Origin of the sequence: Massilibacterium senegalense (assembly GCF_001375675.1) — a bacterium.
GTDB classification, from domain to species: Bacteria; Bacillota; Bacilli; order Bacillales; family Massilibacteriaceae; genus Massilibacterium; species Massilibacterium senegalense.
In genome coordinates, this window is sequence record NZ_LN831786.1 from 1,608,291 (window position 1) to 1,630,595 (window position 22,305).

The 22,305-nt window shown below is 37.3% G+C and carries 23 protein-coding genes, 1 pseudogene and 2 riboswitches; of the genes and pseudogenes, 4 read left to right on the forward strand and 20 right to left on the reverse strand.

The window, feature by feature from the left end; genetic code table 11:
• Nucleotides 1-9: 9 nt before the first annotated feature.
• From BN1372_RS11345 to BN1372_RS11405, 13 genes are all read right to left on the reverse strand, one after another.
• Nucleotides 10-687 carry a methionine ABC transporter permease gene (locus BN1372_RS11345; protein WP_062199564.1) on the reverse strand — a complete coding sequence of 226 codons (678 nt, stop codon included), beginning with the start codon at nucleotides 685-687 and terminating at the stop codon, nucleotides 10-12.
• Entirely contained in the window at nucleotides 677-1,705 is a 1,029-nt protein-coding gene (locus BN1372_RS11350; RefSeq protein ID WP_062199566.1) for a methionine ABC transporter ATP-binding protein, read from the reverse strand. The genes BN1372_RS11345 and BN1372_RS11350 overlap by 11 nt, the downstream gene beginning before the upstream one ends.
• A 102-nt stretch (nucleotides 1,706-1,807) precedes the next feature.
• Nucleotides 1,808-1,917, reverse strand: a riboswitch (SAM riboswitch).
• Nucleotides 1,918-1,977: 60 nt separating this feature from the next.
• The gene (locus BN1372_RS11355; protein ID WP_062199568.1) at nucleotides 1,978-3,282 is read right to left on the reverse strand and encodes an O-acetylhomoserine aminocarboxypropyltransferase/cysteine synthase family protein; all 1,305 of its coding nucleotides are present in this window, start codon (nucleotides 3,280-3,282) and stop codon (nucleotides 1,978-1,980) included.
• A 110-nt stretch (nucleotides 3,283-3,392) separates the two neighbouring features.
• A riboswitch (SAM riboswitch) is annotated at nucleotides 3,393-3,499 on the reverse strand.
• Nucleotides 3,500-3,555: 56 nt separating this feature from the next.
• Nucleotides 3,556-4,017 (reverse strand): hypothetical protein, encoded by a 462-nt coding sequence (locus tag BN1372_RS11360; protein WP_062199570.1) that lies wholly within the window; start codon nucleotides 4,015-4,017, stop codon nucleotides 3,556-3,558.
• Nucleotides 4,018-4,409: 392 nt separating this feature from the next.
• A complete protein-coding gene (locus tag BN1372_RS11365) occupies nucleotides 4,410-5,150 on the reverse strand; it encodes an anti-sigma factor domain-containing protein (protein WP_062199572.1) in 741 nt (246 codons plus the stop codon).
• Nucleotides 5,151-5,168: 18 nt separating this feature from the next.
• Entirely contained in the window at nucleotides 5,169-5,900 is a 732-nt protein-coding gene (gene sigI, locus BN1372_RS11370; protein ID WP_147515375.1) for an RNA polymerase sigma-I factor, read from the reverse strand.
• 244 nt (nucleotides 5,901-6,144) lie between these two features.
• Nucleotides 6,145-6,432, reverse strand: a complete 288-nt coding sequence (locus BN1372_RS11375; RefSeq protein ID WP_062199573.1) for a thioredoxin family protein — start codon at nucleotides 6,430-6,432, stop codon at nucleotides 6,145-6,147.
• A 36-nt stretch (nucleotides 6,433-6,468) separates the two neighbouring features.
• Nucleotides 6,469-6,801 (reverse strand): toprim domain-containing protein, encoded by a 333-nt coding sequence (locus BN1372_RS11380; protein ID WP_062199575.1) that lies wholly within the window; start codon nucleotides 6,799-6,801, stop codon nucleotides 6,469-6,471.
• A 61-nt stretch (nucleotides 6,802-6,862) separates the two neighbouring features.
• On the reverse strand, nucleotides 6,863-7,249 hold the full coding sequence (gcvH, locus tag BN1372_RS11385) for a glycine cleavage system protein GcvH (protein WP_062199577.1): 387 nt from the start codon (nucleotides 7,247-7,249) through the stop codon (nucleotides 6,863-6,865).
• A 61-nt stretch (nucleotides 7,250-7,310) separates the two neighbouring features.
• Entirely contained in the window at nucleotides 7,311-7,676 is a 366-nt protein-coding gene (locus BN1372_RS11390; RefSeq protein ID WP_062199579.1) for an arsenate reductase family protein, read from the reverse strand.
• Between the two features lie 166 nt (nucleotides 7,677-7,842).
• Nucleotides 7,843-9,606, reverse strand: a complete 1,764-nt coding sequence (locus tag BN1372_RS11395) for an acyl-CoA dehydrogenase family protein (RefSeq protein ID WP_062199581.1) — start codon at nucleotides 9,604-9,606, stop codon at nucleotides 7,843-7,845.
• Nucleotides 9,607-9,663: 57 nt separating this feature from the next.
• On the reverse strand, nucleotides 9,664-10,827 hold the full coding sequence (locus tag BN1372_RS11400; protein ID WP_062199583.1) for an acetyl-CoA C-acetyltransferase: 1,164 nt from the start codon (nucleotides 10,825-10,827) through the stop codon (nucleotides 9,664-9,666).
• A gap of 14 nt (nucleotides 10,828-10,841) precedes the next feature.
• Nucleotides 10,842-13,220, reverse strand: a complete 2,379-nt coding sequence (locus BN1372_RS11405) for a 3-hydroxyacyl-CoA dehydrogenase/enoyl-CoA hydratase family protein (RefSeq protein WP_062199585.1) — start codon at nucleotides 13,218-13,220, stop codon at nucleotides 10,842-10,844.
• Between the two features lie 285 nt (nucleotides 13,221-13,505).
• On the opposite strand from BN1372_RS11405, the gene BN1372_RS11410 reads away from it, so the two are divergent.
• Both BN1372_RS11410 and BN1372_RS11415 read left to right on the forward strand, forming a co-directional pair.
• Nucleotides 13,506-13,769, forward strand: a complete 264-nt coding sequence (locus BN1372_RS11410) for a hypothetical protein (RefSeq protein ID WP_062199587.1) — start codon at nucleotides 13,506-13,508, stop codon at nucleotides 13,767-13,769.
• Complete coding sequence (locus BN1372_RS11415; RefSeq protein WP_062199589.1) at nucleotides 13,769-14,095, forward strand: spore coat protein; 327 nt, start codon at nucleotides 13,769-13,771, stop codon at nucleotides 14,093-14,095. The genes BN1372_RS11410 and BN1372_RS11415 overlap by 1 nt, the downstream gene beginning before the upstream one ends.
• Nucleotides 14,096-14,498: 403 nt before the next feature.
• On the opposite strand, the gene htpX is transcribed toward BN1372_RS11415, so the two are convergent.
• Genes htpX through BN1372_RS11430 form a run of 3 tightly spaced genes read right to left on the reverse strand, consistent with a single transcriptional unit; the run spans nucleotide 14,499 to nucleotide 17,206 of the window.
• Complete coding sequence (htpX, locus tag BN1372_RS11420) at nucleotides 14,499-15,386, reverse strand: protease HtpX (RefSeq protein ID WP_062199591.1); 888 nt, start codon at nucleotides 15,384-15,386, stop codon at nucleotides 14,499-14,501.
• Nucleotides 15,386-16,156, reverse strand: coding sequence for an EcsC family protein (locus tag BN1372_RS11425; RefSeq protein ID WP_062199593.1), 771 nt, complete (start codon nucleotides 16,154-16,156; stop codon nucleotides 15,386-15,388). The genes htpX and BN1372_RS11425 overlap by 1 nt, the downstream gene beginning before the upstream one ends.
• Nucleotides 16,157-16,174: 18 nt before the next feature.
• On the reverse strand, nucleotides 16,175-17,206 hold the full coding sequence (locus tag BN1372_RS11430) for a sporulation protein (protein ID WP_062199595.1): 1,032 nt from the start codon (nucleotides 17,204-17,206) through the stop codon (nucleotides 16,175-16,177).
• Nucleotides 17,207-17,379: 173 nt separating this feature from the next.
• Between BN1372_RS11430 and BN1372_RS11435 the strand changes: the two genes are divergently transcribed.
• On the forward strand, nucleotides 17,380-17,559 hold the full coding sequence (locus BN1372_RS11435) for an H-type small acid-soluble spore protein (protein WP_062199597.1): 180 nt from the start codon (nucleotides 17,380-17,382) through the stop codon (nucleotides 17,557-17,559).
• Between the two features lie 110 nt (nucleotides 17,560-17,669).
• Here the strand turns inward: BN1372_RS11435 and BN1372_RS11440 are convergent.
• The 3 genes and pseudogenes from BN1372_RS11440 to BN1372_RS11450 form a co-directional block, all read right to left on the reverse strand.
• Nucleotides 17,670-19,186: pseudogene (locus BN1372_RS11440) on the reverse strand (IS1182 family transposase); the annotation flags it as partial.
• Nucleotides 19,187-19,378: 192 nt separating this feature from the next.
• On the reverse strand, nucleotides 19,379-19,771 hold the full coding sequence (locus BN1372_RS11445; RefSeq protein WP_062199599.1) for a thioesterase family protein: 393 nt from the start codon (nucleotides 19,769-19,771) through the stop codon (nucleotides 19,379-19,381).
• Nucleotides 19,768-20,814 carry an NAD(P)H-dependent flavin oxidoreductase gene (locus tag BN1372_RS11450; RefSeq protein ID WP_082419032.1) on the reverse strand — a complete coding sequence of 349 codons (1,047 nt, stop codon included), beginning with the start codon at nucleotides 20,812-20,814 and terminating at the stop codon, nucleotides 19,768-19,770. The genes BN1372_RS11445 and BN1372_RS11450 overlap by 4 nt, the downstream gene beginning before the upstream one ends.
• Between BN1372_RS11450 and BN1372_RS11455 the strand changes: the two genes are divergently transcribed.
• Complete coding sequence (locus BN1372_RS11455; RefSeq protein WP_062199601.1) at nucleotides 20,794-21,315, forward strand: gamma carbonic anhydrase family protein; 522 nt, start codon at nucleotides 20,794-20,796, stop codon at nucleotides 21,313-21,315. The two genes, BN1372_RS11450 and BN1372_RS11455, sit on opposite strands and share 21 nt — an antisense overlap.
• A gap of 44 nt (nucleotides 21,316-21,359) precedes the next feature.
• On the opposite strand, the gene paaX is transcribed toward BN1372_RS11455, so the two are convergent.
• Complete coding sequence (paaX, locus tag BN1372_RS11460; RefSeq protein ID WP_062201322.1) at nucleotides 21,360-22,235, reverse strand: phenylacetic acid degradation operon negative regulatory protein PaaX; 876 nt, start codon at nucleotides 22,233-22,235, stop codon at nucleotides 21,360-21,362.
• Nucleotides 22,236-22,305 lie beyond the last annotated feature (70 nt).

A 22,305-nucleotide genomic window follows, 5' to 3' on the forward strand; every position in this document is an offset into this window, starting at 1 on the left:
CCTCCTTGGTTATCGTTTATCAATACGATTAGTGATGAAGTCACCGATCGCTTGAAAGATAAATACAATAATTAAAATAAGAATCGTACTAACGACTGTCACGTCCATATGATTACGCTGGAATCCTTCCATAAAGGCTAAGTTTCCTAAACCACCTGCTCCAATCACACCAGCCATTGCCGTGTATCCAACAAGTGCGATAGCCGTTACCGTAATTCCGGAAACAAGTGCTGGCATTGCTTCTGGAAGCAATACTTTAAAAATAATTTGACCATTCGATGCTCCCATCGACTGCGCAGCTTCGATTACTCCTTTGTTAATTTCACGCAATGCAATTTCCACCATTCTTGCGTAAAATGGAGCCGCTCCTAAAATTAACGCTGGTAGTGCCGCGTTTGCTCCGAGCATCGTTTTTAAAATAGCAGTCGTGATCGGTAATAATAAAATAATTAAAATGATAAACGGAATAGACCGAAACACATTGACAAATGCAGAAACAATTCCGTTTATCACACGATTTCCCCACATGTTCCCTTTGGCTGTTAAATAAAGTAATAGTCCTAATATAATACCGAAAAAGAACGTCGCAATGACGGAAATAAACGTCATATACAATGTTTCACCTGTCGCTTGCCACATTTTCTCCCAGACCATATCAGTGAAGTTCGGTAACAATTTAGTTAACATTGTTCACCACCTCCACTTCTACTTGATGATTTTGCAAAAATTGAACTGCTTGTTGGACGATTTCTTTTTGACCATCCATTTGTACGTAAAGACTACCGTATGCACCTGTTTGTGTGCGGGCAATTTCTCCTTGTAAAATGTTTACACTTATATCAAACTGACGAATTAAATCATTCATGATTGGTTGTTCGACAGCATTTCCTAAAAATAATAGTTTGTAAATATATTGATTTGGATATTTTATTTGCAGTTCATCTATCGTCATTTTTTGTTCGTCACTTTGTACTTCTTGATTAACAAAATCTTTGGTAATAGCTTGTTCTGGATGTTGAAAAACATCTAACACGTTGCCAACTTCGACAATTTTACCAGCTTGCATCACTGCAACACGATGACAAATTTTTCGAATAACGTGCATTTCATGTGTAATTAATACAATCGTAATGCCGAAACGTTTGTTAATATCAACAAGTAAATCTAAAATGTCATCTGTCGTTTTCGGGTCTAATGCACTTGTCGCTTCGTCACATAACAGTACTTTCGGTTGGTTTGCTAATGCACGAGCAATACCTACCCGTTGTTTTTGTCCACCAGATAGTTGAGAAGGGTACGCATGTTCTCGACCTTTTAATCCTACTAGTTCAATAAGCTCTAATGCTCGTTTCTCTCTTTCTTCTGCTTTTACTCCTGCGATTTCTAATGGAAATTCAATATTTTCTTTTACCGTCCGTGACCAAAGTAAATTAAAATGTTGAAAAATCATCCCGATTTCTTGCCGTGCTTTGCGCAACTCACCGCCACTCAATTTTGCCATATTTTTTCCTGCTACAACAACCGATCCACTCGTTGGTTTCTCTAGCATATTTAACATCCGAATAAGGGTACTTTTTCCTGCACCACTATATCCAATGATGCCAAAAATTTCACCTTTCGAAATTTCTAAGTTAATGTCATCTACTGCATGAATCGTATTTGTTTTTGTAGCAAAGATTTTTTTGATCCCCTCAAGTTTGATCATGCTTATTCACATCCTTGCTTAAATAATATTCTTCCCAATAGTTCTATTATAAGAAAAGCCTTTCTGCTCGGAAAGACAGAAAGGCTATTTTAAACAATACTAACCTTATCTTTCAAAGCTATAAGCCTTGCAGGAATTGGCACCTTGTCAAAATGATATTTGCCGGTTGCCGGGTTTCATAGGGCCAGTCCCTCCACCTCTCACGATAAGCGATATGATGTTGTTAAAGAACATGAGAAAAATTTTAGCACGATAACTTTAGGGTGTCAATCTTAAGCGCGACTTTTCAATCCTGTTGCTTTTTCAATTGCTTGTTCTAAATCATTCACAATGTCATCAATATTTTCAATTCCGACAGATAAACGAATTAAATCGTCTTTTACACCAGCTTCTTTTAATTCTTCATCGGATAATTGCGAATGCGTTGTGCTTGCTGGGTGAATAATTAAACTTTTCACATCCCCAACGTTGGCAACGTGTGACCATAAGTTCACATTATTAATGACTTCACGTCCAGCCGCACGCCCACCTTTAATACCAAATACAACGACAGAACCTGCACCCTTTGGTAAATATTTTTTCGCTAATTCATAAGAAGGATGATCCTCACTGCCAGGATACAATACCCAACTTACAGCTGGATGATTTTTTAAATATTCTACTAGTTTTTGTGCATTAGCAACATGTTCTTTCATCCGAACGTGTAATGTTTCTGCACCTAATGATAATAAAAACGCATTGAACGGACTTAACGCTGCACCTGTATCCCGTAGTAATTGTACGCGAATTTTTGTTACAAATGCTGGTGCGCCTAAATCTGCAAATACTACTCCGTTATAGCTTGAGTCTGGCTCTGTAAAACCTGGGAATTTATCAGAATGCCAATCGAATGTTCCACCATCGACAATCACACCACCCATTGCTGTTCCGTTCCCACCAATCCATTTTGTTGCAGAGTGAACAACAATGTCTGCACCGAATTCAATTGGGCGACATAAATACGGAGAAGCAAATGTGTTATCAATAATTAACGGAATACCTGCTGCATGTGCAATAGCTGCCACTGCTTCAATATCTAATACGTTTAAGCTTGGGTTCCCAACTGTTTCTGCATAAATTGCTTTCGTTTTTGGTGTAATCGCTGCCTTGATTGCTTCTAAATCAGTTGGATCTACAAATGTTGTATTTACTCCATACTTCGGTAATGTATGTTGGAATAAATTAAACGTTCCACCGTATACATTAGCAGATGACACAATTTCATCGCCTGCACCTGCAATATTTAAAATGGCATATGTAATCGCTGCACTACCACTTGCAACAGCTAAAGCTGCGACGCCACCTTCCATTGCTGCAATTCTTTCTTCAAAAGCACTTGTTGTCGGATTCATTAATCGAGTATAAATATTTCCTGGTTCTGCTAATGAAAATAAATTAGCAGCATGGTCGGCACTATTAAAAAGATACGCATTGGTTAAATAAATTGGGAGTGCATGTGCGTTTGTTCCTTCGTTTTTCGGCAGTCCTGCGTGTACACCTAATGTTTCTAATTGATACTCACTTGTGTCTTTTGTCATTATTCGTCTCCTCCTTGGGGATTATACCGACATCTTATACGCTTATCTAGAAGAAGTAACTATTCAAAAAAGCCCTCTCTTGTTGAGAAGAGAAGGCTTTATCATCACTCTTCTCATCTACCAGAACATCGATTGTTCTGCAGGATTTAGCACCGTGTTTCACACAACCGGTTGCCGGGCTTCATAGGGCCAGTCCCTCCGCCGCTCTTGATAAGAACTATGGAATTGTCAGTATTTTTTGATTTATTTTGATTAATTGAAATATTATCACCACTATTCTGATAAGTCAACCCTTTTTTTCGTTTTATTTGCACGTTCTAAAATAAACGAAATCTTTTTTGTTAATGCGGTTGTTTCCCCTTTTGCAAGAGATACTTCAAAAGATTTTGGACCACTAAAAGAAGCAATTGTATAAATAAATGTTTTTCCGTGTCGATCAATTACGCGTTGAATCTCGTTTGATTCCAGATAAAAGAACGGATACGCTTGTTTCGCATAACCGATAAACACCCCGTCGTCATAGACGATAATATCCAAATCTTCATACGTTTTCCCTTTATCAGTTAAAATGTAATTAATTTTGCCTTCCCATATTTTCATCTCTTTATTCGAATCTAATACAACGACATCTTCTAACTGTTCATTTTTCGTATCTTTCTTAAACGTTTGCCAAGTGACAATCGTTAAAAATGAAACAAAAATAAATCCCATCGCATAAATTACGAGATTTCCCATTGGTCGATTCCTCATTTCATGTCCTATCCCTATTTTCTACCTATCTACTTTCTCATTTTAACGAAAGCAAAATATTTTCTCAATCTTTAGCTTTATCAAAAAAGTGGAGAGGGACTCGTTCAACGACGGAACTAGAAGGTGAAGAACGGAAGAAGCACTTTTTTGCTTCTGTAGGGGTTTGAATTCTAGCGGAAGTCGTTAGCTCCTTGTAGCTAGATTATCAAAAAAAACGGAGGTCTCTCGATTTTGTCAGTTTGATCCCTCATTTAACTATTTGCAGGCCTACCTTAACATTTTGAAGTAGGGGCTTTACCCGTTAATGTGGGATAAAAAATACTCCCTTTCTTCTTTTGTTAGAAAGAAAAAAGAGAGTATCCCGATCCTATACATTGCTATTCTATATTGGTTGTGACAAATTGATTGTTAGACCGTAAAGAATCTTTTAAGGACTGAGTCGAACGTAGCAAATTTTGATTCTTCTTGCTGTCGTCTTGTTGGGATTTCCCGAGCATTATCGGGGAATATTTTTCACTTTCCAAAAATACAACATATTTCCCAGGTGATAATCCTTCCATAAAAGCTTCTTTTCGTTTCTCTTTTTGCAAAGAATGAATGGTAAACATCATATTTTTTTCTCGCTCATCAATCATTTGTAATTTTTCTCGTAGCAACGGCTCTTGCTCTTGTCTCGTCATTGTTGTGGCAATTAACAAATTTGATTGATCCGTTGTATATTGTGAAAATTGCGCCGATAAATCATCTAATGTTGGTTGATTCGGTAACATTCGAATAACTTCACTACCAATTTGGTCGTACGCATGCAACGTGACGACATTCCAGTTTTCATCGACTCCTACTTCTACACTTCCCGGTCCAAAAAAATTGACATACGCGACGATAGGATTGAATTCCGGCGCATCCGTTTCTTCGATAAGAGTCAAAATGAAAAATAGAAAAAGAAACGGAAAAAGCACGTAATGTATTTTATATTGAGGTTCGCTCGGCCTAATTAGCATTTCTTCTCCGACAATTGGATAATGTTTTTTTGCTAGTTTTATTTTTTGAATCGTTCCATCTTTCGTTAAAATAATCGCATTTCTTTTTTTAACTTCAACGACAATTCCACGCTGCACCTAGCTACCTCCTTCATTTCATTCGATATACGATTGCAAAGCTGTAAATTTCCCTAAGTATATTAAAGCAACCGCTATTATATACTTTCGATTACGTTCAATCGTTTTACGACTACAGGAGACCTTTGTTAATAAAGCTTTTATTGGAAGTTGTTTTTTTTCTTGTAAATAATTCGAAAATTCTTCGTTTTCAACAATAATTCTTGCAATTTCTTTTGCATTTTCACGCGCATCTATATGTTTTGGACATTGTTTACTTAGTACATCAAACGTAATGTTATATTCTTTTAAAAGTTCACGAAACTCATTAATTTCGCTAACTCGATTTTCAATTTGTAAATGTTGACGATAATGATCTAATGCTACTTGTTGCTCTAAATAACTTTCTTCCATACGTTGTTCATTATCATCTTCTTGGACAAAAAAGAATAAACGTTTTTGTCGTTGTTCGCGTCGTATGTAATCAATGACACGTCTTCTAATGACCATGTTGGAAAAAGATAAAAATTTACTTCCTTGGTGCGGATTATATTGATCAATCGCTTCGTTTAATGCGCATAATCCAACACTATATTCATCCATCGATTCATCAATATATTGGTTGCACACTTTAGACGTTACTTTTTTAACAAATGGTTGGTACTCCGATAATATTTCGTTTCGTAATGATTCGTTTCCTTGTTGAATCAACAATACTTTATCTTCTAATTCTAACGTTGTATCTATTACTTTTTCTCTTGAATTCATCATTTTTTTCTTCCACCTCATCTAATTAACAGACTCATTGGTAAGAGTTCTGTATCTGTCCATATGTCAGTTATAACATGAACTATGCCCTTGTTCTTATACAGTTTCATGACAAATCGTTTATTCGAATTGTAATTGTAATATTCAAGGATTTTTCTTCCAAAAGGACATATTACTATTATACGCTGGACTATTACCTAATAGACGTTTTTTTATAGAATAAGGTTTCAAAAAACAAGAAATGTTCTTACTTTGTCACAAATTTTCCAACATACTCGTACATGTGTGGAACGGAATGAAAAGCATACACTTTATCTTCTATCTTGCCATTGTTCCATCGTAACAAACACGGAACACTCTCCACTTGCCACTCTTCCATATGTTCTGGGAAATAATTTGCATTAATCTTTCTTATTTTTAACTGCGGCATCAATTCTTCGACCACTTCCATGATTTTTTGTGCGACTTGACACGTTCCACAAAATGGAGTGGATATATACAAAAAGACTTGTTCTTGTTCGGTAAATGCCGACAATTGTTCTTCTGTTAAATCGTGAATAATAAAATCCTCCTATTCCTTCACCATAAAGTGAGCTTCTTTTAATAGTTTTCGTATTTCATCTGTCGATGTCATCGCAACTTCTTTATATATGTTAGGCACTTCTAAAATCGTCGCGTTAGGCAATTCACGAATCAGTTGTTTTCTTAATTGGTCCCCGGAATAATCATTATCTACTAAAATATAGACATCTAAACTTTCTATTTCCTCGACCAACTCTTGTAAATATTCTCTACCAATCGTTCCGTACGTGCACCGAATATCTACTGGCTCTAAAAGCACTTTTTCCACTTTTTGTTTATCTGTTTTTCCTTCGACAATAATAACTTTTTCGATTAGATTCATGTACTCGCCTCCAACAAAAAGAGCAGCTCGACGTACACTGCTCTTTGTTACGACTTATTTTTTATTCATCGCCTTTAATAAATGCTTCATATTGTTCAGCTGTTAATAATGCATCTAGTTCTGTTAAATTATCTGCTTTGATTTCAATCATCCAACCATTTTCGTATGGAGATTCATTCACTAATTCTGGTGCGTCTTCTAATTCTTCATTTACCGCTACAATTTTCCCGCCGACAGGAGCATATAATTCAGAAACTGTTTTCACAGACTCTACACTTCCAAATGATTCATTAGGGGCAATTATTTCATCTGTTTCTGGTAAATCGACAAATACAATATCCCCTAATTCTGATTGCGCAAATTCAGTAATACCAACGATTACTTTGCCATCTTCTACTTTTACCCATTCATGTTCTTTTGAATAACGTAGATTGTTTGGAATACTCATCATGCATCCTCCTTTATTTAATCCATTATTAACGGGATCGTTTCCCGCTAATAAAGGTTCCTTACGATTGTGTTGTCCACATTTCTTCAAACATCTCTTCTTTAAAACCAACTGTTACTTTTTCTCCATCTGTCACAATCGGTCGTTTTAATAACATACCGTCTGATGCTAAAATATCGAGTAGTTCTTCTTCAGATGCTGTTTTTACTTTATCTTTTAATCCTAGTTCACGATACTTTTGACCGCTTGTGTTAAAAAACTTTTTTAATTCTAATCCGCTTTTTTCATATAATGATTGTATAGTGTCGCGTGAAGGTGTCTCCTCCACAATATGTATCGGGGTAACGTCAATGTTGTGGTCTTCAAACCACTTTTTCGCTTTTCTACATGTCCCACATTTAGGGTACCAATAAAATGTTAACGCCATTTCCTTCACTCCTTTTTTGTTACCATTATTTTAGCATAGCTGGGAATAAAAAAATAGAAAATGAAAAAGAGACCGGCACAAAAAGAACATTCTTTTGTACCAGTCTACTTTTTCGTTAAAGGGGTAAATGACTGTTTATGTGAAATCCTTCTATTAGATAGAAGAATTACACCACAAAGGATTCGTTTTCTAAAATAACCTTGGCAATTTGGCGTTTTTTTGCTACAAGATTTACTGGTTCGCGCCTTGTTAAACGACGTAAAGCAGCTACCATCATCCGGAGCATATCGCCTTGTTCTGTTGCTACTAACACTTTTTTCGCATTTGCTTCGATTCGAACCATCGCTTCTTCTACGAAAACTTCTGTATACCATTGTTTCATGTCTGATGGATATTTTTCTGTTCGTATAAGTGCTGATTCCATCGCATAAAGATCGCTAACGATGTCTGCGATGCTTGCTAATAATTCTTGTTCACCTGTCAATTTTTTCTCGTATTTTTGTACGGCAATGCCGGCGGCTAATAAAAAGATTTTTTTCGCATGTTTCACTAGTTGTTTTTCCTTAGCAAGCAGAGCCTCTCCAACTTCTTCTGGAACAAACATCATTAATTCTTCTTGTAAGGCTGTCGCTTTTTCAATTAATGGTAATTCACCTTTCATCGCCTTTCTGAGGAGCGTGCTCGGTACGAGTAAACGATTGATTTCATTCGTTCCTTCGAAAATACGGTTAATCCGTGAATCACGATACATCGCTTCTACTTCATACTCTTGCATAAAACCATATCCACCGTGAATTTGCACTGCTTCATCAACGGCGCGATCTAATGCTTCTGAAGCAAAGAATTTATTAAGCGAACATTCTAATGCATATTCTCCAATTGCTTGTGCATTCACAAGTCCATTTTCTTTTTCCTCATCAGATAACGATTGTAAATTGCGATCAATTAATCCGACCGTACGATAAACGGAACTTTCAACAGCGTACGCATCGATTGCCATATTAGCGATTTTTTCTTGGATTAACGTAAAATTCGCAAGCGATGTTTTAAACTGTTTTCGTTCATTCGCGTATTTACTAGAAAGTTCAATCGAGCGTTTCACTCCACCGATACATCCAACCGCTAATTTGTAACGGCCGATATTTAAAATGTTAAATGCAATCAAATGCCCTTTTCCAATTTCTCCAAGCACCTTTTCTTTCGGTACCATCGCATCTTGTAAAATTAATGTCCGAGTAGAGGAACCTTTAATTCCCATTTTCCTTTCTTCTGGACCTGTTGATACGCCTGGATAATCACGCTCTACAATGAATGCTGTAAAATGTTCGCCATTTACTTTTGCATAAACGACAAACACATCAGCAAAAGCGGAGTTTGTAATCCACTGTTTTTCTCCATTTAAAACATAATGTGTCCCTGCCTCATTTAAAACAGCCGTCGTTTTTGCCCCTAATGCATCCGACCCTGATCCAGGTTCTGTTAAGGCATAAGCAGCTATTTTTTCACCAATAGCAAGTTGCGGTAAATATGTTTCTTTTTGTTCTTTCGTACCAAAAAAGACAATTGGTAATGTTCCGATTCCTGTATGTGCCCCGTGTGTGACTGAAAAAGAACGAGCGCGCGAAAATTTTTCCGCAATCACTGCTGAACTAATTTTATCTAATCCGAATCCGCCATACTCTTCTGGAACGTCGGCACCTAAAAGACCAAGCTCTCCCGCTTCTTGCAGTAAACGTTTAGAAATGTCAAATTGGTGTTCTTCGATTTTCTCTATTTCTGGTACAACCTTATTTACAACAAATTGCTCCGTTGTTTTCGCAATCATGTCATGCTCTTCTGTAAATTCTTCCGGTGTAAATACCATATCTTTCGAAACATCTTCTAACACAAAGCTTCCACCGATTACTTTTTCTCCCATTCCTTTTGTCATCGTTTATGCCTCCTTTATATCCGTTCCTTTTTTCTCTCTATAACCCTTGATTCATTATTACAGTAACAATTCAAACACACCGCAAGCGCCCATTCCCCCGCCGATACACATTGTGACAATACCAAATTGCGATTGTCTCCTTTTCATTTCATGAATGAGTGACACAGTTAATTTTGTTCCTGTACATCCTAATGGATGACCAAGCGCAATTGCCCCACCGTTTACATTTAATTTTTCTTCCTCTAACTGTAATGCCCGCATAATTTGTACAGACTGAGAAGCAAATGCTTCATTTAATTCAATTAAGTCGATATCTTCTAATTGCAGACTTGCTAATTGAAGTGCCTTTGGGATTGCTTCTACTGGTCCAATCCCCATTATTTCTGGGCGCACCCCCGCAACAGCAAAAGAACGTAACTTCGCAAGAGGCTTTAATCCTTCAGCTTCCGCTACTTCCCGGTCCATTACTAACACACTCGCTGCACCGTCGCTCATTTGACTAGCGTTTCCAGCCGTTACACTTCCTTGTATGTGAAAGGCTGGGCGCAATTTTTGCAATCCTTCGACTGTTGTATCCGGTCGTACCCCTTCGTCTGTCGTTACTTCTATATTTTTTTCGCCATTTGGTGTATATAGTGTAACTGGAACAGGCACAATTTCTTCTTTAAACTTTCCTTCTGCTAGTGCTTTTGCTGCTTTTTGATGACTCCACACTGCAAACTCGTCTTGTGCTTGCCTTGACACTTGGAATTCACGCGCTACTTGTTCTGCTGTATTTCCCATCGTCATATAATATTCTGGCATTTCTTCCATAATACGCACGTTCGGACGAATGACATGCCCTCCCATCGGCACCATCGTCATGGACTCTGCACCGCCGGCAATAATCGTTTTAGCTGCTCCCGATTGAATTCGGTACGTCGCATCAACGATGGATTGTAATCCGGAAGAACAATAACGATTGATGGTAATCGCAGGTGTCGTATATGGCAATCCGCTTAAAGCAACGATATTTCGCGCCATATTCATTCCTTGTTCTGCTTCTGGCATCGCACAACCGATAATGACGTCATCAATTGGTCCGTCGTAGTTATTTGCTCGTTTTAATGTTTCTTTTACTGTAATTGCTGCTAAGTCATCTGGCCTGACTGATGCAAACGATCCTTTTTTTGCTTTTCCAACAGGTGTTCTACTTCCTGATACAATAACTGCTTCACGCATATAGATTCCCTCCTTTAATTACGTAACGGTTTGCCTTTCATTAACATATGTCGCATTCTTTCTTGCGTTTTTCTTTCGCCAATTAAACTTAAAAACGCTTCGCGCTCAAGGTCTAACAAATATTGCTCTGACACTTTCGTTCCCGCTGCAACTTTTCCACCGCTCAGGACATACGCTAATTTTCCTGCAATTTTTGCATCGTGTTCAGAAATAAAGCCACTTTGGAGCATTGTTTCTACGCCAAGCAATAACTTCCCGTAACCAGCAGCACCAGCGACAGGAACTTCTTGCTCGATTCTTGGTTTAAATCCTTGTTCTGATAAATACAGTACTTCTTGTTTCGCATCGTAAATAACATGATCTGGATTATAGCTAATCGAATCGGTTACTGTTAAATAGCCTAGATCTCTCGCTTCATCTGCAGATGTCGACACTTTTGCCATCGCAATCGTTTCAAATGCTTTTTGTGTAATATTTTCTAATGGAACGGCCACTTCTTTTGGCATGCGTTCTAATTCGCGCATGTACAATTCTTTATTGCCACCACCGCCTGGAATAAGCCCTACTCCCACTTCAACTAATCCCATATACGTTTCACTAGCAGCCTGCATTTTCGTTGCCGGTAAGCAAACTTCACATCCGCCACCTAACGCCATTTGAAACGGTGCAGCAACAACCGGTACTTCTGCATATTTTATACGCATCATTGCCTCTTGGAATTGACGAACGACTAATTCTAATTCAAAAAAGTTATCATCTTCTGCTTCCATTAATAACAATGCTAAATTCGCGCCAACGCAAAAGTTTTTTGCTTGGTTCCCAATCACTAATCCGCGGTAATTTTTCTCCACTTCGTCTAAAGTAGATTGAATCATGGATGTAATATCTAACCCAATGGCATTATTTTTTGAGTGAAATTCTAACAATGCTATATCGTCTCCGATATCGATTAACGATGCACCATTATTTTTTTGTAAGACGCCTACTGATTTTTTAATCAAAGCTAACGAAATTTCTTTTTCATTTGTTTTGATTAATTTATATGCACCTTGGTCATAATAGGAAGGAATCCCACTTTCCTCTTGATAAAATTGTGTGTACCCTTTTTCGAGCATTTCTTCTACCCAATTTGGAATGCTCGTCCCTTCTTTTTTCATTTTTTCAACCGACGATGCAAGACCGATAATATCCCAAATTTCAAACGGTCCATAATTCCAACCGAATCCCCACTTCATCGCTTGATCAATGGCTAAAATATTGTCAGCAATCTCTTCTATTTTTTCAGCGGCATAAAGCAACGTTGCTTTTAACACATTCCAAATAAATTGCCCTTCCCGCCCTGTACTATATGCGAGTGTTTTTATTTTTTGTTTCGTAGGTAACATTTTTAACGGTTGGAAGACGGAAGCATCGACTTTATTTCTTGCCTCATATTCCAACGTACTAGGATTTAATTGAAAAATTTCTTTTCCTTCTTTCACAAAGAAACCTTTTTTCGTTTTCGCTCCTAAGTAGCCTTTTTCAACCATCTTGTTCATATAATCTGGAACGGTAAATAATGCACGCTCCTCACCTTCTACTTGATCTTTCACATTATTGGCAACATGAATAAACGTATCCAAACCAACAACGTCTAACGTACGGAAAGTAGCACTTTTTGGTCTACCGATTAGCGGTCCTGTTAACGCATCAACCTCACTAAACGTCAACTCACTTTTCTCCATTTCTTTGACAGTCGCTAACAATCCGTATGTGCCAATCCGATTACCAATAAAATTAGGTGTATCTTTTGCTACGACAACCCCTTTTCCAAGTACATTTTCTGCAAATTGTTTCATGTATGTTAACACTTCTTGTTTTGTATCTTTTGTTGGAATTAGTTCTAACAATTTTAAATAGCGCGGTGGATTAAAAAAATGCGTCCCTAAAAAGTGCGCTTTAAAATCATTGGAACGACCTTCTGCCATTTTTTCAATCGAAATACCGGATGTATTAGAACTAACAAATGTTCCTTTCGTCCGTACACGGTCAATATGTTCAAATACACGTTTTTTTACACCTAAACGTTCTACGACTACTTCAATAATCCAATCTACTTCTTTTAACAGGTCAAAATGATCATCAAAATTTCCTGGTGTTATGAAATGAATGTTGTCTTGTTTCATCAAAGGTGCTGGCTTTTGTTTCGTTAACTTTTGTAACGCTGTCGTAGCAAAACGATTGCGTACTTGTGCATCTGCTAACGTCAGTCCTTTTGCTTCCTCTTCTTTCGTTAATGATGTTGGAACAATGTCTAGAAGAAGGGTTTTTATTCCTACATTAGCTAAATGTGCTGCAATACCAGAACCCATTACGCCGGATCCTAGCACAGCGACTTTACGAATTGCTTTCATCGCATTAGCTCCTCTCTATCCTCTTTGAATGAATATTCATTCATTTTTAATAAAAAAGAAAAATTGGAATTATTCCAACTAAAAAACGTCCTAACCATAATATAAAGTATTTTTAGTTTTTTTACAACTGTTTTTATAATAAATTTTCTGAAAATTCCAAATGAATTTTAAATGCATATCTTTTGATGATTCGTACAGGCTAAACATGAAGTATTTATTCCACCTATTCGGGATGAATTCCTTTATTTTTTTAAAATTTTATGGCCATAGAAAGGAGCATTTGAAATGTTACAACAACAAGCGAATCAAACGGTTTATCCAGAACCACCTGTTGTCGTTTCAACAAAAGACCACTTGTATTTACAAGATATGTTAAGTTGGAATTTAAATGCGATGAAAAAAGCTCATTTTTTCGCTAATCAATGTCAAGATGCTGAAATTAAACAGGCAATTGAAAGAAGTTGTCTCATGCACAAACGCCATTATCAAATGTTATTAAATCATTTACAATCTAACCAAATGGTTAGCGGAAAGCAAGGTGGATTTTAATGAATAATATTCGTAATCCAGAATTACAAGTCCCAAACACACCGCAAATGAACGATCGTGATTTTATTACTGACATGTTATCCACAGAAAAATATATGACAACATCTTATTCTTATGCTGTACACGAAGCGAGCCATACAAAGTTATACCAAGATATATTATCCATTTATACTGAAACACAAGAATGCCAACGAGACTTATACAACGTTATGTTTAAAAAAGGATTTTACAGCATCACACCTGAACAACCACAAACACTCCAACAAACTCAAACACAATTCACCACATACATGAACCAACAATTCCCACAACACACCACACATTAAAAGAAAAGCGAAGGGCGCTTGGTTAGGGGCGACAAGCATAAGATAGATGGTAGAATGAGGCGTTCTTCCTCATGGAGCCATATAACTTATGACTCGAGCCCCTAGCGCCCGAAGCTGGACAATATCGAAAAGCGGAGGGGGGCTTGCTTAACGACGGAGCTATAAGGCGAAGGGCGCAAGAGGCGCTCTTTGCCTCTGGAGCACTTTGACTTATAGCGGAAGTCGTTAGCTCCCCGAAGCTAGACATCCAAAAGCGTAGGGCGCTTGATTACCGATGAAGGAATAAGGTACTCAACAGAAGAAGTTTTTTACTTTGGAGTTAAGGTACTTATACGAAAAGTTGGTAGCGTCCAAAATGAATAAAAAAAGCAAGGAAAAACAATTGTTTTTCCTTGCTTTTTTGTTACATACCTTTTTCTAAACGCGCAATGCGATCTTCTAGTGGTGGGTGAGTAGAGAATAAACGAAGCATTTTTGCTCCCCCGCCACTAATTTTAAATGCTGCTACTTGTTTATCACTTGTATCTACTAACTCCACTGTTTGCTGTAAAGAACGTAATGCATGTACCATTTTATTGCGTCCTGCTAATTGCGCACCACCTGCATCTGCATGAAACTCACGATGACGGGAATGTGCAAAGACAACAAGACTTCCTAAAATAGAGAATAAAATATCTAAGACAATCATCGTTACAAATTGCACAATCCAAGCAATATCTTCACGTACGAATTGAGATACAGCATATGCTAATAAACGAGATAAGAACACAACAAATGTATTGATGATACCTTGTAATAACGTCATCGTTACCATGTCACCATTCACGATATGTGCTACCTCATGTGCTAATACTCCCTCTACAGCATCATCATCCATTTTTTGTAAAAGTCCACTTGAAACAGCGACTAATGATTTATTTTTAGAAGGACCTGTCGCAAATGCGTTTACTTCTGGTGAATCATAAATTCCTACTTCAGGCATTACTTTCATGCCTGCTTTTTCACATAAACGATATACCATTTGCACTAAATGACGTTCTTCCGCTGTTAATGTTGCATCATTTGGGTTTAATACTCGTACACCCATTAATTGTTTAGCAGACCAACGTGAAATTAATAAAGAAATAATGGCACCTGTGAAACCAACAATAAAACTAAATACTAAAAGCGCCGTATAATTAATGCCACTTTCTGTTACGTACTGTCTTACACCGAGTACGCTTGTGATGATTCCAATCGTTAAAACGACTAGAATGTTTGTTAAAAGAAATAAGCTAATACGTTTAAACATCATTTCACCTCTTCAAGCTTTTGTATAATTCTACGCTTCTTATAAAACATCATACCAACTTCTGATATATCTTCCAACATCGATTTATTCGAGATAGCCCCAAACACTATGCCTGCAATAGGTACTGCTTGAAATAATTTTTTTAATCCAAACGATTCTACATAGCTTGCTGTTATTTCTCGCCATCCTTGAATTTGAGAAACAGTATTCGCCTTTTTTTCTTGCTCTAATTCTTGTAAGATGGCTTTTTTTCCAACAACATCACTAGAAGCAAACTGTAAACATTTCATCATAAAAATGCGTTCTTCTTTTCCATTTGGATTAAATCCATAGCAGATAGCCATTTCTTGCAACACTTTTAATGATTGTCCTAATACGGCTGGGATGTCTATTGCTAACGTAAACATGCCACCGATTCCCGTCGTTGCACCTTGTACGAATGCAATATTGCTCGCCTGCTTCCGCAATGTTTCCGCGCTCTGATCCATTTCTTCTAAAGAAAGACGTTGAATCTCTTCATAAGAAGAGACACCTAACGTTTTAAACATACGTTGTTCCTTTACAAGGTACTTCCCGCCTGTTTGCAAAAAATGAGCAACTTCATCGATTAATGTCCCGACTTTTTCGTGAATGATTTTAGGCGTGATTTTGTCTAATAACTTAAATGGTAAACGTACAATTGCATTCCATATCCAAATTCCTTGTTGTGCTTTTTCCCATTTTCTGATTTCTTTCAATGCCTTTTGGAGTTGCTGTTCTGTTTCTACCATTTGTTTTTCACATCCTCTTTAGAAGTCATCGTCTGTTTCAAAGATATCAAAAGAATCGTCTAATTCTTCTATAAAATCATCTTCTCGTTGCATATCTTCAAAATAACTATCTGTTTCTTCTACATATCCTTCGCCTAAATACCCTTCATCATACGAGACCGATGTTAGCAGTGATTCCGTCTGTTCTTCCCATTCTGGCTGCTCCAATATTTCAGAAAGCACTACCCCTCCAATCAAACCAGCCACCATTCCACCGATAGCTCCCTTTAATGGATAGTTATTTTTTGTTTTTATTTCATTCATTCGGAACGCTCGGTGCGTATAAGCAGTCGAATGGTCAATCATTTCATTCATCACTTGACTTAATCCTGATTTAATATCACGTTTTTCTGTTAAAATGCTTGGTGTTAATGATAACTCTTGCCGTAATACCGTATGTTTTGGCATATACTGATACGGGACTACTTCAAGCAACAATTGAATTCCTTTCTCTTCTACCGCCACAATGAACATAACTTTTTTAATTTGCCCATTAAATCCATTTGCATTAGTTGGTGAAAATTCAAATTTTTGTGCAATCCCGTCAAACGACCGAGAATCGTATGTTTCTTTAAATCCTAGTTCTTGTAACGCCATGAATACTTTCTCTAACGCTTCTGTCGGTGCAATAATGACACGGTCGTGATCTTGATGGTCGGCTGCTTGGACAATTTTTAAATTTGTCTGGAAATAATAAGACACGGTTCGACTGGAAATCATCAAATCATGTGGTAAATCAAAGGAAATTGGGAATTCTTTTCGTTCTTCTTCATAAATAATAAAAGATTCAGTTACTGGAAACGTATACACCGATTTTGTAAACGCTTTATCTTTTATGCGTAAATCCATCATCATATCAATCGTAATACCATCGATGGTTTGCTCGACAGTCCCGCCTTGCACGATTAATGTTCCTGTTAGTTTTTCTCCAATGGAATATTGTGCGCGATCTAAGATTAAATCGACACGCGCTCCCCCTATCCCTAGCTTGGACATTATTCGTTTAAACAAACCATTCCCCTCCCCTTACACATCCTGCTATTATGTTGTACGAACAAAAGAAAGAAAAGTTTCACAAATCGATTATTTTTAAAAAATAATCGCAAACTACTACTTCAGTATACCTTTTTGGCTAAAAAGAAGAAAATAATACAATACTAACGAAAAGAAAGGAGGAGAGGAAAATGAATGTATTACGAGCAAAAGAAATTTCTCAAAGCGCGACAATTGTCGACGTGACGTATAACGGAACGCTTATTATGATTCAAGATATAAATGAAGCGACTGAAATGGCTAGAGTGTATAATCGAACGAATCGAGAACAAGAAATGACCGTTCCGGTAGCACAATTAATGGAACAGTAAAAAGAGACTGGGACATAACTAGCTTCAAACAATACAAAAAGTGAAATTGAGCTCACTCCATTTCACTTTTTGCTATTTTTTTATATGAATCTTTATATCTTTTAGTTGATGGCCGTGAATTTCTGCATATTCACGACCATTAATGCGAGGCCCATTTCATTTTCAACCTTTCATTTTCCTCGGACAGAAAATCGAGTGAAACGCAAATTAGCCTTCAATAATCAAAAAAATGGTTCTATATCAATCTTACGTTGACGATAGAGGGCACCGGTTTTTTCTTCTGAAAGCTTCGCTCTCACATATTCTTTTTGCCGTTCCCATTTTTCATTCACCATTAATTTTCGATTATTTCCTTCTTTTGCTTTTGCACAAGATGAACGAAGTAGGCAGCCTGAACAGCCTTCACATTCATACACTTTAAACTCACGAGAGAAACCTAACTTATCCGTTCGCATAGAACGATATTTAAATACAAGTTGTTGTTTGTGTGGACAAGTATACACATCCTTTTCTTGATCATATTCCCAGTTAGATGTATGGAACTTGTTTTGTTTGTACTTCTTCTCCTTTTTCTTTATATACATATTATAAGTAATGAAAGGTTCTCGTTTACGATTCGACAGGATATTATTATAATTTTGTTCACTACCGTATCCAGCATCTGCGACGATATGCTTTGGTAATTTGAAATAATGTTGTTCAATTTTATCTAAAAATAGAATTAATGTACGTGTCTATTGGGTTCGAAAAAATACTGTAGGCAAGCGCGTACTAACCTTCTGTCGCGACTCGGACATTATAGCCAGCCTTTCATTGACCATTTTTCATATAGTCATCTTTCATTCGTATAAACGTCGCATCATGATTCATCTTAGAATAACTATTATGCGCACCAAAAATTTCAAAGTCCTTCTCCTATTTCTGTTTACGTACGATGTAATCAGCCAATTGTTTGCGAGCTTGTTTTGGAAACTTTCGTTCCTTTCTTAGCTTTTTTCGTTCTGTTACATCTAACGATGCGTCTATTTTTTGATCATATTCAGAAATAACCTCGTCCACTTTTTGAACCACTTGAGCGAGTTCTTCTGTTGATAATTCTTTTTCACTTTCGCGCTCGATTTCTGGCATAATTTCTTTTTCAAGAAGTTCATCGTATAACTGGTTCGACTTTTCGATTAAACTGTTGTAATATTTTTCAATAGATTTCTTCCAAACGAATGTAAATTTATTCGCATTCGCTTCAATCTTTGTGTCATCAATAAAAATCGCTTCTTGTTCCATCAATTTTTCTTGTACCAGCTGGCAGCGAAATTGAACGAAACACTGGCGAATTAATTCTTTTACTTCAGGATGAACACGAAAACGGTTGATGGTGCGATAGCTTGGTTCATAACCATGAACTAGCCACATCATACGAAGAATATCTTTTAAAAGTGCTTCTATTTTACGCCCTGAAAAAACAGATTGCGTATAGGCACATAAGATAATTTTTAACCTCATGCGTGGATGATAAGCAGGACAACCCGTATTTCAAAGAAATGGTTCGATTGCTTCTTTCGGAATACTTTCGGATGTGGAAGGCAATATCATTATTTTGAAGTTTTACTTCTACATTTAAAGGAAAAATTAATTAATTCATGTTATAATCTTTAAACATAAGGACACTTCTTTCTGTTTGAATTTTGTCTGGTAACTTAATTTTATCAGAAGGTGTCCTTTTTTTGATGAAAAAATAAAGCCAGTGAAATTTTTACTCACCGTAAAATTTCACTGGCTTTTTCAGTTCAGAGGAGGGTTTTGTCCCAGCCTCTTTCTTTTCTCATGCTTCTCTTGTGAGTTTCCTTTTTAATGCTTGTTTTGACACAATATATTGCACAACTTCTCCTGTTCCGATGTGCTCTTTTTCATTCACAACATCAACGCGTGTCACAATTTTACGATCCGATACGCTCGTCACAACTCCGGTTACCGTTACGCGAGAACCTTCTGGACTGGATGCAAGATGTCGAACAGATACTGCTCCACCAACCCCTTCTTCCTCTTCTTCTAAATATGGTTCAAGCAATAGCCGTGAAATCCATTCCATATGATATACCATCGCTACGGTTGAATAAGTCGGATGAATTAACCGCCCCCCAAATGAAGCAAACATTTCTTTCGTAATCGTATGAACAAATTGTTTTTTATTCCCTACTTGTAATCCTTCTTTCATTGTTTCATCCTCTCTTCGTGCTTGATCGAACGATGCATGTTATCAATTGTGCCCCATGCTTCTATCATCATCGCACGAAGCAAGGAATCAACGGTTGGGAGGTCGGTAATATACCCAGCAATTTGCCCTCCGTTCATATGTCCTTCTGTTTCGTTTCCTTCCATCGCTCCTAGCCAGTGATGCCGTTCATCGGTTAATTGTTGAAATTGTTCCAAGGAAACAGTTGTTTCTGCTTCTTTTAATGTTTGTGCATACACCGTTTTTAATAATCGACGGTGTAATCCGAGCGAACGACCAACGATTGTTGTGCCAGTATCATTAGCCTGTAAGATGTGTTGTTTATATATTTCGTGGACGTCCGCATCTTTTGTGGCAATAAACCGCGTCCCCATTTGTACCCCTGCTGCACCAAGTGCCCAGACAGCCGCCAACCCTTTTCCATCCGCAATCCCACCGGCCGCAATAACTGGAATCGAAACAGCTTGAACAACTTGCGGAATTAATGTGAACGTTGTTGTTTCCTGTTGTGAATTAATCCCTGCTGCTTCATATCCTTCCGCTACAATGATATCTGCTCCTGCTTGTTCCGCTTTTTTCGCTTGTTGTACCGTTGCAACGACACATATTACTTTTGTGCCAAGCGCTTGAAACACTGGAATGAAGGGGCGAGGATTCCCTGCAGATAACGATACGACCGGAACACGATGTTTTTTTACTACTTCTACTACTTCCGATAAATACGGCTGAACATTAATCGGAATGTTGATGCAATATGGCTTATCGGTCATTCGTTTCGTATCGATAATGAGCTGTTCTACTTTTTCTGCTGTCATCGTTCCCGCTCCAATCGTTCCTAGACCACCAGCATTCGAAATAGCAGCTGCTAACTTAGCATGGCTAACATTCCCCATCCCACCTTGAATAATCGGATACGAAATATGCAAAAGATTCGTAACATTTTTCAATACGTTCACTTCCTTTTCATGATATAATGGTAAAAAATTGTTAAAGGAGGCCTTCGTGTGATTTATGAATTTAATCATAAACGACCACAAATAGCATCTACGGCTTTTCTTGCACCAGGCGCACGAATTATCGGTGACGTCACTATCGAGGAAGGAGCGAGCATTTGGTTTAATGCGGTATTACGCGGAGATGAAGCACCAATAAAAGTCGGGAAATTTTGTAATATTCAAGACAATTCTACTTGTCACTTATATGATGCGTATCCTTTACTCTTAGAAGATGAAGTTTCTATTGGACATAACGTGATTTTACATGGATGTACGATTAAGAAAGGTTCATTGATTGGAATGGGGTCCATTATTATGGATGGAGTGGAAATTGGTGAACAATGTTTAATTGGTGCTAATACCTTTTTACCGTCTAATAAAAAAATTCCGCCCCGTTCACTCGTAATGGGAAATCCAGGGAAAGTCATCCGTCCTTTAACAGACAAAGACATCCAACTCATTCAACTGACGATTGATACGTATAAACAAAAAGCAATCGATTATAAAGAAACGTGTAAAAAAGTACAATAATGATTTTACCCATCCCCCATCTATTATCGATGGGGGATTGTTTCCTATTCATCTGTTTTAGAAAAAGGGTGCATCGATAAATCAACTGTGCTTTCATTTTTAGGGTTTCCTTCATAAAAGACTGATTCAAAAAAACGCTGTGCCGGTTGGGCTAATTCTTTATAATAACTCGTAAATAATTGAGCTGCAGAATCTCCTAGCCATTCATCTGGTAATAGTTCTTCTGGTAATCCAGGGTCACTAAATAAAAATTTTCGATATTCATGTACTAAAATCGCTCGTTCTACAAAACATTCCCCGTCGGTCATTTCACCTTTTTGGATTTTCGTTCGGTCAATAATGTACTTTTCACTGTATCGTTTAATAAACTCATTATATTTTTCATTGATTGCTTGAATGTCCCAACACGATTCGATTAACTCTTTTTGTTCTTTTGGCCCGTGATAGTTAGACAGAAATAAATGAACATACGCTGTAATCTCATATTTTTCGATTAAATTGTATACTTGTTTTTCAAGTGGATTAGGGGAAATCCATAAGCTATTCGATAACGAGCCAAATCCACTCCAGACAAGTTCTTTCCGAAATTCATCGCGAACGTGGCGAATTTCTTCTGGAATGGAATAAGAAATCATCCGCCATTTTCCGTCCCAATGATGTGGATGAAATTTAAAAATTCGTCCAGCCGCTTCTTCCAATCGTTCTTTCCCTTTATCTGTCATTTGATAATAACTCCGATTTCCGCGCCGAATGGATTGTACCCATCCTTGTTTATTCATTCTCGAGATAGCTGCTCGAACCGATTGCTCATTATGGCCAAATGCTTCTAATAATGTAATTAGGCTTCCTGTCCAAATCTCTCCCCCGTAATGGCGAATAAAGTCACCGTATAACGTAAAAATCATCGACCGTGTATTCATAGAAGTTTTCACTTAACATCATCCTTCATTATTCTTTTACTTTCCATTATAATGAAGCCACTCTTATCCT